General features: G+C 59.5%; 9 protein-coding genes. 5 read left to right on the top strand and 4 right to left on the bottom strand.

The features are described from left to right. The first annotated feature begins 108 nt into the window (after window positions 1-108). The 4 genes from G5195_RS16490 to G5195_RS16475 all read left to right on the top strand — a co-directional run bounded on the left by G5195_RS16490 (window position 109) and on the right by G5195_RS16475 (window position 4182). Window positions 109-1605 (top strand): aldehyde dehydrogenase, encoded by a 1497-nt coding sequence (locus G5195_RS16490; protein ID WP_421236320.1) that lies wholly within the window; start codon window positions 109-111, stop codon window positions 1603-1605. Between the two features lie 125 nt (window positions 1606-1730). Continuing rightward, window positions 1731-1901, top strand: coding sequence for a hypothetical protein (locus tag G5195_RS16485; protein ID WP_005341999.1), 171 nt, complete (start codon window positions 1731-1733; stop codon window positions 1899-1901). 118 nt (window positions 1902-2019) lie between these two features. Next, complete coding sequence (gene rarD / locus G5195_RS16480; protein WP_421209102.1) at window positions 2020-2943, top strand: EamA family transporter RarD; 924 nt, start codon at window positions 2020-2022, stop codon at window positions 2941-2943. A 129-nt stretch (window positions 2944-3072) separates the two neighbouring features. Next, complete coding sequence (locus G5195_RS16475) at window positions 3073-4182, top strand: YeeE/YedE thiosulfate transporter family protein (protein WP_421236319.1); 1110 nt, start codon at window positions 3073-3075, stop codon at window positions 4180-4182. A 129-nt stretch (window positions 4183-4311) separates the two neighbouring features. On the opposite strand, the gene mgtA is transcribed toward G5195_RS16475, so the two are convergent. The 3 genes from mgtA to G5195_RS16460 all read right to left on the bottom strand — a co-directional run bounded on the left by mgtA (window position 4312) and on the right by G5195_RS16460 (window position 10083). Further along, window positions 4312-7074, bottom strand: coding sequence for a magnesium-translocating P-type ATPase (mgtA, locus tag G5195_RS16470; protein WP_421236318.1), 2763 nt, complete (start codon window positions 7072-7074; stop codon window positions 4312-4314). Window positions 7075-8295: 1221 nt separating this feature from the next. After that, complete coding sequence (ompA, locus tag G5195_RS16465) at window positions 8296-9390, bottom strand: porin OmpA (RefSeq protein ID WP_216952325.1); 1095 nt, start codon at window positions 9388-9390, stop codon at window positions 8296-8298. A 126-nt stretch (window positions 9391-9516) separates the two neighbouring features. Continuing rightward, a complete protein-coding gene (locus G5195_RS16460) occupies window positions 9517-10083 on the bottom strand; it encodes a helix-turn-helix domain-containing protein (protein ID WP_330125121.1) in 567 nt (188 codons plus the stop codon). A gap of 76 nt (window positions 10084-10159) precedes the next feature. Here G5195_RS16460 and G5195_RS16455 point away from each other — a divergent pair, with 76 nt between their 5' ends. Then, window positions 10160-10612, top strand: coding sequence for an HPP family protein (locus G5195_RS16455; protein WP_227342965.1), 453 nt, complete (start codon window positions 10160-10162; stop codon window positions 10610-10612). Between the two features lie 49 nt (window positions 10613-10661). Here G5195_RS16455 and ilvA read toward each other — a convergent pair whose 3' ends face one another. After that, on the bottom strand, window positions 10662-12182 hold the full coding sequence (gene ilvA, locus G5195_RS16450; RefSeq protein ID WP_167570662.1) for a threonine ammonia-lyase, biosynthetic: 1521 nt from the start codon (window positions 12180-12182) through the stop codon (window positions 10662-10664).

Below are 12182 nucleotides of genomic sequence, written 5' to 3'. Positions count from 1 at the left end.
AGCCAGCCGCCAATGTTTAATGAATTGTTACAAAATGGATTTACAAGTGGCAGGATGTTTAGCATATTGATACGCGGACAATGACTTTTGCCGGTTCAAGGAGTGAACATGAGTGACCTGACCCTGGCCCAGTGGCAACACAAGGCCGCCCATCTGACCCTGCCCTCACAAGCCTTTATCAACGGTAGCTATCGGGATGCCGTCAATGGTGCCACCTTCGACTGTATCAACCCGGCCAACGGCAAGCTGCTGACCAAGGTAGCAGCCTGCAATGCCGCCGATGCCGAGCTGGCGGTACAGGCCGCGCGTGATGCCTTCAACGACAAGCGCTGGAGCGGCCTGCCGCCGAAACAGCGCAAGCTGATCATGCAGCGCTTCGCCGAACTGATGCGTCTCAACAAGGTGGAGCTGGCACTGCTGGAGTCGCTGGACATGGGCAAGCCCATCGGCGATGCCATGGGCTACGATGCTCCTGCCGCCGCCAACTGCATCGCCTGGAACGCCGAAGCGATCGACAAGATCTACGATCAGGTCGCGCCGGTCGAGGAATCCGCCCTGGCGCTGGTGACCCGGGAACCGCTCGGAGTCGTTGCCGCCATCGTGCCGTGGAACTTCCCGCTGGTGATGGCCTGCTGGAAGCTGGGGCCGGCGCTCGCTACCGGCAACTCGGTCATTCTCAAACCTTCCGAAAAGTCCCCCCTGACCGCCTTGCGTATCGCAGGTCTGGCCAAAGAGGCAGGCATTCCTGACGGCGTGTTCAACGTACTCCCGGGCTTTGGCCATACCGTGGGCGAGGCGCTGGCCATGCACATGGATGTGGATTGCATCACCTTCACCGGATCCACCAAAATCGGCAAGCATCTGGTGGAGTGCTCCGGCAAGTCGAACCTCAAGCGCGCCTTTATGGAGTGCGGCGGCAAGAGCCCCAACATCATACTGGCAGATGCGCCGGACCTGGACGCCGCGGCCAAGAGCGCCGCTGGCGCCATCTTCTACAACCAGGGCGAGGTGTGTACCGCCGCCTCTCGCCTGCTGGTGCAAAACAGCATCAAGCCGCAATTTATGGAGCGACTGCTGGCCCATGCCCGCGAGTGGATCTCAGCCAACCCGCTCGACCCTGCGACCCGCATCGGCGCCATGGTGGATCACATCCAGATGGAGCAGGTGCTGCGCTATGTCGAGATTGGCAAGCAGGAGGGAGCCAAGCTACTGCTGGGAGGCAAACGCACCAATCTTGAGAGCGGCGGCTTCTATATCGAGCCCACCATCTTCGACGAGGTGACACCCGAGATGCGGATCTTCCGCGAGGAGATTTTCGGCCCTGTGCTGGCAGTGACCGGTTTCGACACGCTCGAAGAGGCCATTGCACTGGGCAACGACACCGACTACGGGCTGGCAGCAGCGATCTGGACCGCGGATCTCAACAAGGCGGTGAAGGGTTCCCGCGCCCTGCGTGCTGGCACCGTATTCGTCAACAACTGGGATGGCGGCGACATGACCATGCCGTTTGGTGGCTTCAAGCAGTCTGGTAACGGTCGTGACAAGTCGCTGCACGCGCTGGAGAAGTACACCGAGCTGAAAAGTACCTGGATCCAGCTCGAATAAAGGTATAAATAGCCATCATCATCAGCAATGGGGGAGAAATCCCCCCTTTTGCATTTTGGTCTTCCATCAGGCGGCACAATCGATATAATCATCAAATAAGCAAACCATTAAATATAAAGACAAAAATGCTATTTTTTCTGGGAAGCGTACTTTTTCTGGTGATCGGGTTGCCCCTGCTGTTTTTCGTGCTGGGGCACGGCGAGGCCTACGTGACCTGGGGCCCCTGGATCTCCGCCATCGCCCTGATGTTGTGGCTGTTGATGGACGTCGACAAGATCCGTCGCGGCAAAGGCTGACCAGCTTCCAACCGTATTCTCAAACTTCGTTTATTCGCTTCTTTCCTCGATAAAGGATCGCTACACTGATTTTTTGCGATGTTTTCCCGCATCCAACGCATCAGTAAAGGTCATCCGCATGCCGCAACAGATCCAGCGCCAGGGCGTCATCTACGCCCTGTGCGCCTATACCCTTTGGGGCATAGCCCCCATCTATTTCAAGACCATCTCTGCCGTCCCGGCCGCTGAAATTCTGACCCACAGGATGATCTGGTCCTGCGTGCTGCTGATGGTGCTCACCCTGGCTGGCCGCCAGTGGCACAAGGTGCAGGCAGTGCTGCGTCAGCCAAAAGTGCTGCTCACCCTAGCTTTTACCTCGGTCACCGTTGGCGGCAACTGGCTGCTGTTTATCTGGGCCATCAACAACGGCCACATGCTGGATGCCAGCCTCGGCTACTACATCAACCCGCTGTTCAACGTGCTGCTGGGAATGGTGTTTCTGAGCGAGAAGCTGCGCCGCCTGCAGTGGTGGGCAGTGGCGCTGGCCTTTGCCGGGGTGGCGATCCAGCTTATCGCCTTTGGCTCCCTGCCCTGGATTGCGCTGGTGCTGGCGTCGAGCTTTGCCATCTATGGGCTGGTGCGCAAAAAACTGGCCCTCGATGCACTTACCGGCCTGCTGATCGAAACCATGATCATGCTGCCACCGGCAGCAATCTATCTGTGGGGCATTGCCGACAGCCCCACCAGCCATCTCACCCAGAACGACTGGCACCTCAACCTGCTGCTGATCGCTGCTGGCGCCGTCACCACAGCCCCTCTGCTCTGCTTCACCGCCGCCGCGACACGGCTCAAGCTCTCCACCCTGGGCTTCTTCCAGTACATAGGCCCCAGCCTGATGTTCATCCTCGCTGTCACTCTCTACGGCGAGGAGCTGGCAATGGACAAGGCTCTTACTTTCGCCTGTATCTGGAGCGCGCTGCTGATCTTCACGCTGGATGGGCTGCGCAACGGCAAGCGTCCTGCTGCAACGAGCAATATAAAGCCTTCAAAATCAAATCAGTAGCTAACAAAGTCATCAGAAGCGATATGCCATTTTCTCGCCCCCTGACCTGTTAAACCGGTAGCCTTGGACTCAATGTGGGAATAGGATCCGCACTCCCTATTCTCCATCCAGCTATAAGGAATTACAGCTATGACTCGAAAATGGTCGCTCCCCATCGTGGCAATCGCGGGGGGAGCGTTACTCTGGCTTGGCAACACCTTTGGTATGAAATGGGCTCTGATGGCCCTGATCGGATTCGGCTTCGGCTTCACCCTCTCCTTCAGCCGCTTCGGCATCGTCTTCGGTTGGCGCGAGATGCTGACCAAGCGCAACAGTTACTATGTGCGGGTTCACCTGCTCACCATCGCCATCGAAATTCTGCTGTTCACCACCTTCCTCTCCTTTAGCCACGCCCTGTTTGGCGATGCCATGGTGGGTAACGTGATGGCTATCGGCATTCCCTTCATCGTCGGTGCCTTCCTGTTCGGCATCGGCATGCAGCTGGCAGGCGTCTGTGCAACCGGCACTCTTTATTGCTGCGGCGAGGGACAACCCCGCTTCTGGCTGGTGCTGATCTGCTACGGCATCGGCACCCTCATCAGCAACCAGTTCCGCCCCGAACTGGAGGCCACCTTCTCCAGCCATGTGGTGCTGGCCAAGGATTTGACCGGCAATATCTGGAGCGGCATGCTGCTCAACCTGGCGCTGGTCGCCGTGCTGTTCCTGCTGTTTCGCAAGAGCGAACTCAAGCGTACCGGCGAACTCAAGCCCCTCTTCAGCGGCGGCAATCTGTTCTGGCGCGATGGCCGCTTCACCGTGCTGACCGGCGGCATCATCATCGCCATACTCAACTCTATTGTCGTCGCCCTGCACGGCTCGGCCTGGACCATCACCGGCGCCGTCTATGACATGGCGCTGCGCGGCGCCTCTCTGTTCGGCCTGTTCGAGGGCAACCCCAAGCTGGCCCAGCCGCTCTTCATCAACCCCATGGTCGGCATGTTCTGGCTCGGCATTCTGGGGGCCATGCTGGCGCGCTGCATCAGCGGTGGTGGCAACTTCGCCCCGATGCGGATCGGCAACAGTCTGGCCTCCATCCTCGGCGGCCTGCTGATGGGGATGGGCGCCATGTACAGCGCCTGCAACCTCGGCGGCTTCTTTGATGGCACCGCCTCCGGCAGCCTGCACGGCTGGGTCTGGATGCTGATGGCCCTCGCCGGCAGCCTGATCGGCATCCGCCTGCGCCCGCTGTTCAAGCTCTAAGCCACAGGCCGGTACTCGCCAACAAGGGAGTCGGGTCACACCAAATAAAGAGAGCCAGTCCGCTTGCGCGGGCTGGCTCTCTTTTTTCTGTCGCGCCGGGATCACACCGGCCCGTCAGCTAGCACGTCATCAGAACCACTGGCCGTGGCGCTTGATGTAGATGCTCTTGACGGTCTGGGTCAGCCCCATGTAGGCCAGCATGGTGATCACCAGCCACATGAAGTACTTGGGCCCATCCAGCGTGATGAAGCCGAAGTGCTCAGCCACAGGCGAGAAGGGCAGGTAACAGCCGATAGCAATGGCGATCGAGGTGGAGAGCAGCACCGGCAGGGTAGCGGTACTCTGCAGGAACGGGATCTTGCGGGTACGCAGCATATGTACCACCAGCGTCTGCGACACCAGCCCCTCGATAAACCAGCCGGAGTTCATGATGGCCTGACCGTTGACCAGCGGATCCATGCTGCCGTTGGCGGTGGCATAGAGGGCGCCAGCACCGAACACGAACCACATCAGGCAATAGGTACTGATATCGAACACCGACGAGGTCGGGCCAAGCCAGAGCATGAAGCGCTTGATGTTGCTCGCCTCCCACTTGCGCGGTCGCTTGAGGAACTCGGGATCCATCTTGTCCCACGGCAGCAGCATCTGGGAGACGTCATACACCAGATTCTGGATCAGCATCTGCATCGCCAGCATGGGTGCCCATGGCAGCCAGGCGGAAGCCACCAGCACCGAGAAGACGTTGCCGAAGTTGGAACTGGCGGTCATGTTGAGGTACTTGAGGATGTTGCCAAAGGTCTCGCGCCCCTTGATCACCCCCTCCTCCAGCACCATCAGACTCTTCTCCAGCAGGATGATGTCGGCGGTCTCCTTGGCGATGTCGGCACCGCTGTCCACCGAGATCCCTACGTCCGCATCCCGCAGCGCCGGCGCATCGTTGATGCCGTCACCGAGGAAACCGACGGTGTTGCCGTTGGCCTGCAGCGCCTTAACCACCCGCGACTTCTGCAGCGGGGTGAGCTTGGCGAAGATGGTGGTCTGCTTGACCACCTCGCACAACGCCACGTCATCCATTCCTTCGATATCCTTGCCGAGCAGCGGTAAGCCGGGCTCCAGCCCTACGTCACGACACACCTTGCTGGTGATGATGGGATTGTCACCGGTCAGCACCTTGACCGACACACCATAGTCGTTCAGCGCACGGATGGCCGGTGCGGCCGAATCCTTGGGCGGATCGAAGAAGGTGAGGAAGCCGCGCACCACCAGATTGACCTCATCACTGGTACGATAGCTCTGCTTGCACTCGCCTGCCGGGATCTCGCGGGTCGCCACGATCAGTACCCGATAGCCCTCGGCATTGAACTCCTCGCTCTGGCGCAGCAGGGCAAGGCGATCGGCGTCGGTCAGATCCCGCACATCCTGGCCATCGGCGATCTGGCTGGAGACGGCCAGCATCTCTTCCACCGCCCCCTTGGAGACCATCAGCTGCTGGCCACGCTCATCCTGTACGATCACCGACAGACGGCGGCGCACGAAGTCGAATGGCAACTCATCCACCTTGCTGTAACCAGCCGGCTTGCAGCCAGCTCCCAGCACATCGGCATGCTCGATCACCGCGATGTCCATCAGGTTCTTCATGCCGCTCTGATGATAACTGTTGAGCCAGGCCAGCTGCAGGATCCGGTCGTCCCGGTTGCCACGCACGTCGTAGTGGTGCTCGAGGATGATCTTGTCCTGGGTCAGGGTACCTGTCTTGTCGGTGCAGAGCACGTCCATGGCACCGAAGTTCTGCACCGAGTTGAGCCGTTTGACCACCACCTTGCGCTTGGCCATGGCCACCGCCCCTCGCGCCAGGTTGGCGGAGACGATCATCGGCAACATCTCGGGGGTGAGCCCTACCGCCACCGCCAGCGCGAAGGTGAGCGCCGACATCCAGTCACCACTGCTGATGCCACTCAGCATGAAGACGATGGGCACCATCACCAGCATGAAGCGGATCAGCAACCTGGTAACGCTATTGACGCCGCGATCGAAACTGGTCTCGATGCGCTTGTGGCTCACCACGTTGCGGGCCAGCGAACCGAAGTAGGTGTCGCTGCCGGTGGCCACCACCACAGCCTTGGCTGTACCGCTCACCACATTGGTGCCCATGAAGCAGATGTTGGGCTGGTCGAGCAACCCCACGTCCCCTGTGCTGTTGCCGTCTGCCGACTTCTCGGCCACTGCGCCCAGGGTGTCGTACTTCTCCACCGGCAACGCTTCACCGGTCAGCACCGCCTGGCTGATAAAGAGATCGCGAGATTCGATCAGCTTGATGTCGGCGGGGATCATGTCCCCCGCCTGCAAGTGCACTATGTCTCCGGCCACCAGCTCGGTCATTGCCACTTCCTTGCGCTGGGGGGTGGCGCCCGGCGAGGGACGACGCTGTACGGTGGCGGTATTGCGCACCAGCGACTTGAGCGCCTCGGCCGCCTTGGCGGAACGGTACTCCTGCCAGAAGCGCAGCAGACCGCTCAAGCCCACCATGACACCGAGGATGATCACCTTGACCCAGTCCTCGTCGCCGGGCTCAGCCATCAGTACGTCCATCACGTAACTGACCAGCCCGAGCACGATCAGAACCATCACGAAGGGGTTCTTGAACGCGTGCAGCAGCTGGATCAATGGATGAGGCGGTTTGTCGTGGGTCACCTCGTTGGGGCCAAACTGGACCAGACGGTTGGCCGCCTCGGTCGCGGTCAGGCCGTCGATATTGCCGCGCACGGCAGTGAGGGTGTATTCGAGGGACTTGTCGGCCTCGTCGAGCACCCGGGAGGAGAGCTTCTCATTGGCACGGCCCGGGGCGACGAACCCCTGTTGCTTGTGCCGGCTGGCAGTATGTTGTTGCTTCATAACTTTAAATCCTGATTTTCGCTTGCAGAAGGGCCCTGTCGCGGGCCAGGCCAGGCGTCAGTACTGATATCGAAAGCTGTGAACCCGACTCGTTGCCGGCACGCTCAACTGGCGCGCACGGGGCGGCTCGTCAGACAAATGTCTGCCGTCGAGCTAACCTGCATGGTTGGGTCAGATCAGGGGTCAGAACACCGCATCCCGTCCCCGCAGGGGGGATCAGGAGTGGGGAGACGTGAACCCCGAGGGTCGAGGTTTGGGCTCTTCGGTCATACGATATCCTCCGAGTGGGGTGGAGAGAGGGCCGGACGAACCATGGACAGCGATACACACTGTCGTTGGCAGGCATGGCCGCGAGTCTGCATTATCAGCGGACCAATCCGGCGATCCCGCAACTAGAGCGGCATCACCCATAAAGAAAATCAGGATTACGACAGTTTGAAATAACTGGATGCGGGCAGGAAATAGTATCAGTGATATCTGGCGGGTAAGAACATCGGAGAAAACCACGCCTATAGAAATATTACAGCGCGACCCTTGCCACCGCCGAAATATATTAATCAATCACATCATTTATTTTAATGTGCAACCTGCCATATCGAAAACGAAATAGTTTTCAATATGAGATTATCCATCTTGTTATTTTACGCTTGATCCCTTCCCGACCACGGCACGGATGCATGGTTCCGACGCTGTGACGGCCCTGACGGGCAGTACCGGGATGCATGATGAAGCGTTCAATTGCAGAGGTCGCGAGGCGCGCATGGCTCGCAGATGAGCGGAACGATCCAGATTTACAACCGTAATCCCTGATGAAGGCGGGATAAAGAGGTTGTGAGAGTCGATGCTGACTCATATAGATGCTGCACTCTATGCTTGTGATTCGAGCAATCAGAGTGAGAGAGAAGATAAAATATTCGGCCTCAGCTCTGGTAAACCCGCATCGCGATTTGCAATCGGCTACAACTGTCGCAGTCCATAATATTTACCTGTCTATTGATAACACGCAGAGATTCTAACCAAAAGAATCTTCAGGCGCAAAGTTTAATTCTATTTTTTTATCCTGTAATTTCCTGGAAATATAATAACTATTCCTATTAGGAAAAGATTCGATAACTCATGATGTTGGCAAATCAGGTCTGCACCACCATCCGATCACGCTGACCATAGAAAACGGGAGGCCTGGCCTCCCGTTCTTCTCGAATCCCATCTCTAGCCGCAGCATCACTGCGCCGGCTGGGAAACCCCCTCCAGATGGATTTCAACCCGACGATCCGGTGCCAGACAGGCAATCAGCTCCTGTTTGGAACGGCTGGCGCAGTTGTTGCCAGTAACCGGATTGGCCTTGCCACGCCCTTCGACCCGCACCTTGTCAGCATACAAGCCTTTGGCTACCAGATAGCTGGCCACGCTCTGGGCCCGCTTCTCGGAGAGGGCCAGGTTGTAGTTGTCGGAGCCGATGCGGTCGGTATAACCGACCACGGTCGCGACGCCATCCTTCGGATTGGCCGCCACAATCTGGCTGAACAGGGCATCGAGCGCCTGGCTGGCGGCAGGTTTCAGGGTCGCCTTGTTGAACTCGAACAGCACATCGGAACTAAGGCTGAAGGTCTTGGGCTCCACCACCACAGCCGGGGCAGGCTCGGCTGCCGGAGCTGGCGCCGGCACAGCAACCTCACCACCTTGCTGACCGAAACGATAGAGCATGCCGAACGAGATCAGGCCGTTATCCAGCTCGATGCCTGAGCGATCGAGAGAGGCATCTCCCAGCGGCGTAGTGTACTGGTACTCCAGACGGGCGGCCCAGTCACGATCGATGGCGTACTCGGCACCCAGCGCCCCGACAAATGCGGCGCCATGCTTTTTACCGGTCTCGCTGCTATTGGCGAAGCTGATCTCGCTATCCGTCCAGGCATAGGCACCGCCGAGCCGGCCATAAAGATCGAGCACATTCGTTGCCGGGAAGCTGATCTTCATGGTGGCCTGAATCATCTGGCTCTTGGCTTCGGTATTGAGGGTATTGGCGCCGGTGCCCGAGGTGGTGTCGTATTTGCCAAGCCAGTCATAACCCAGCTCGAACCCCAGGTTGGGGTTGAGCTGGTAACCGGCGAACAGACCCAGACCCAGATCATCCGTGTTCTCGCTGGTATTACCCAACGTCTGGGCAATCGACTCGGCATACTGGTTGTGGTCAACGCCATAGTAATTGGACCAACCGGCCTTGCCACCGACATACCAGGTATTGTCCTGAGCAGCGGCCTGCACGGCTCCGGCCGCCAGCAAACCACTGACCAATACGGCAAGCATGGATTTATTCATATTTTCGCCTCTGCAATAAGTCGTTATGGGCGCCTGAGTGCGCACTCTTCCCTGTGTGAAGCCGTCAGGCGGCCTCTCCGCTATTCAGGGTATCCCATCCGAACGCAGCCTCAAATGACCAGCATCTCAGGAGTGTGAAGCGGCCTGCATTATCGCGCCATCGTCGGCCAAAATGGTCTTTGCCAGCATTCTGGCCTGCTCCAACGCCCGTGGCTGCTGATAGCTGTGAGCCATCACGATCGCCCCCTCCAGCAACAGGCAAAGCTCGGTGGCCTGTGCCAGAGAACAGTTGAGCTGGTTTATCACCCAGCCCAATAACGCCTGCTTGTGGGCCATCACCAGCTTGCGCACCGGATGGCGTGGGTCGGCAAACTCGGCGCTGGCGTTGATAAAGTTGCAGCCATAGAAATCAGAGCGGCCAAACCACGCCGCGAAACCATCGAACAGCGCCTGGAGGCGAGCTTCACGTCCGCTCACACCGGCCAGCCGCTGGTCAAGCAAGGCGAAGAACTCCCGGTCACGAGCGAGCAGCACCTCCTCAATCAAGGCATCCTTGGTCGGGAAGTGGCGATAGAGGGTGCGCTTGGTACTCCCCGCCTCGGCCCAGATGCGATCTATGCCGGTGGCATGAAAGCCATGACGGTTGAACAGACGGTAGGCCGTCGCCACCAGTTGTTGACGCTTCTCACTCATGATTTGCCTCTTGAAGTACACCGATCTGTCTACCTAATGTGCCTAATCAGTTCTGGCAAACCAAGAGGAAAGCATGATGACAAAATGGTATGGCCCGTTATGGGCAGGTGTGGGCGCCGCACTCACCATCGGCATATTGGGATGGCTCAATCTGAGCTGGCATGTCGCGCTAGTCATGGCACCTTTCGGGGCCAGCTGTGTGTTGTTGTTTTCCCTGCCAGATAGTCCGCTGGCGCGCCCCAAAAACGTGCTGGGTGGACACCTGCTGACGGCCTGCGTCGGACTGGTCATCGGCCTGCTTCCCCTCCCTGCTGAAATGCAGATGGCTCTGGCAACCGGGCTGGCCATCGCCCTGATGCAGGGACTGAATATTCTTCACCCTCCGGCGGGCGCCAATCCCTTGCTGATCCTGATGACAGGACAAGAGCCAGCCTTCCTGTGGCAAACGGTGCTGCCCGGCACCCTGCTGCTGATGGCACTGGCCCATGGATTTCAATGGCTCAGACAGAAGTTCCCAATTGCAGCCTAAAAACAGAGGGAGGACAACGCCTCCCTCCTGCTTCATCGCGATCCCGCCATCAACTAGCCAGGAATAGCCGGTAGGCGGGGTCGTCGCTCACCTCTTTCCAGCCGTAGCCAATCTCGCGCAGGTAGTCGTGGAAGGCTGCCACGTCTTCATCCGGCAGCTCGAAGGCGCAGAGCACGCGGCCGTAGTCGGCACCGTGGTTACGGTAGTGGAACAGGCTGATGTTCCAGCGACAACCCAGTGTCTCGAGGAAGCGCATCAGGGCGCCAGGCTGCTCCGGAAACTTGAAGCTGTAGAGACGCTCACCAAGGGGCCGGGCCGGGCGGCCGCCAATCATGTAGCGCACATGATTCTTGGCCAGCTCGCTCTCGGTCATGTTGACCACTGGATAGCCGTTGCCACCGAGCTGATCGATGATCTGGCCGAGCTCTTCGTCACCGCCGGTGAGGCGCACCGAAACGAACAGCGACGCCTGTTCGGCATCGGCGTAGCGATAGTTGAACTCGGTCACCATGCGGGGGCCAAGCTGACGACAGAAGTCGAGGAAGGCCCCCTTGCGCTCGGGGATGGTCACCGCCAGCATGCCCTCGCGCTTCTCGCCGATCTCGCAGCGCTCCGACACGTAGCGCAGGCTGTGGAAGTTAACGTTGGCGCCGGAGAGAATGGCCGCCATCCGCCCCCCTTTGACCTGCTCCCGCTCGCTGTAGGCCTTGAGGCCCGCCAGCGAGAGGGCGCCCGACGGCTCGGCGATGGCGCGGCAGTCGTCGAAGATGTCTTTCAGTGCGGCGCAGATCTGGTCGTTGGAGACGGTCACCACCTCGTCCAGATACTGGTTGCACAGGCGGAAGGTCTCCTCGCCGATGCGCTTGACCGCCACCCCGTCCGCAAACAGCGAGACCCGCTCCAGATTGACCGGCTCGCCGGCCGCCAGCGCGGCCTTGAGACAGGCAGACCCTTCAGCCTCCACCCCGATCACCTTCACATCCGGCAGCAGTTGCTTGATATAGACCGCCACCCCGGCGGCCAACCCACCGCCGCCCACCGGCACAAAGACGTGAGTGAGGTGGGTATCCTGCTCCAGCAACTCCTTGCCGATGGTGCCCTGCCCGGCGATCACCTCGACGTCGTCAAACGGCGGGATCAGGGTGTAACCCTCCAGCTCGGAGAGGCGGCGGCTCTCGCCGTAGGCCTCGTCGAAACTGTTGCCAAACAGCATGACGTTGCCGCCCTGCCGGCGCACCGCGTCGATCTTGATATCCGGCGTGGTCTTGGGCATCACGATGATCGCCTTGATGCCGAGCTTGGCGGCCGACAGGGCGACCCCCTGTGCGTGGTTGCCAGCAGAGGCGGCGATAACGCCGCGCGCCTTCTGCTCCTCGGTCAGGGTGGCGATCTTGTGATAGGCGCCGCGCAGCTTGAAGGAGTGGACCGGTTGCAGATCCTCCCGCTTCAGGCTGACATGGTTGCCGAGCCGCTCGGAAAGTTTCTTCAGGGTTTGCAGGGGGGTCACCCGCGCCGCCTCATAGACGGGGGAGAGCAACACCTTGCGTAGATAATCCGCCGCAGAGACCAT

Origin of the sequence: Aeromonas sp. 601039 (assembly GCF_049174415.1) — a bacterium.
GTDB lineage: Bacteria > Pseudomonadota > Gammaproteobacteria > Enterobacterales > Aeromonadaceae > Aeromonas > Aeromonas veronii_A.
Note: the sequence above shows the minus strand (reverse complement) of the source record. Positions and strands in the feature narration are given on the sequence as shown.

Bases quoted from the DNA above. Each gene is read 5' to 3' on its own strand.
- G5195_RS16490 (WP_421236320.1), top strand. From the start codon at position 109: ATGAGTGACCTGACCCTGGCCCAGTGGCAACACAAGGCCGCCCATCTG.
- G5195_RS16485 (WP_005341999.1), top strand. From the start codon at position 1,731: ATGCTATTTTTTCTGGGAAGCGTACTTTTTCTGGTGATCGGGTTGCCC.
- rarD (WP_421209102.1), top strand. From the start codon at position 2,020: ATGCCGCAACAGATCCAGCGCCAGGGCGTCATCTACGCCCTGTGCGCC.
- G5195_RS16475 (WP_421236319.1), top strand. From the start codon at position 3,073: ATGACTCGAAAATGGTCGCTCCCCATCGTGGCAATCGCGGGGGGAGCG.
- mgtA (WP_421236318.1), bottom strand. From the start codon at position 7,074: ATGAAGCAACAACATACTGCCAGCCGGCACAAGCAACAGGGGTTCGTC.
- ompA (WP_216952325.1), bottom strand. From the start codon at position 9,390: ATGAATAAATCCATGCTTGCCGTATTGGTCAGTGGTTTGCTGGCGGCC.
- G5195_RS16460 (WP_330125121.1), bottom strand. From the start codon at position 10,083: ATGAGTGAGAAGCGTCAACAACTGGTGGCGACGGCCTACCGTCTGTTC.
- G5195_RS16455 (WP_227342965.1), top strand. From the start codon at position 10,160: ATGACAAAATGGTATGGCCCGTTATGGGCAGGTGTGGGCGCCGCACTC.
- ilvA (WP_167570662.1), bottom strand. From the start codon at position 12,182: ATGGTCTCTGCGGCGGATTATCTACGCAAGGTGTTGCTCTCCCCCGTC.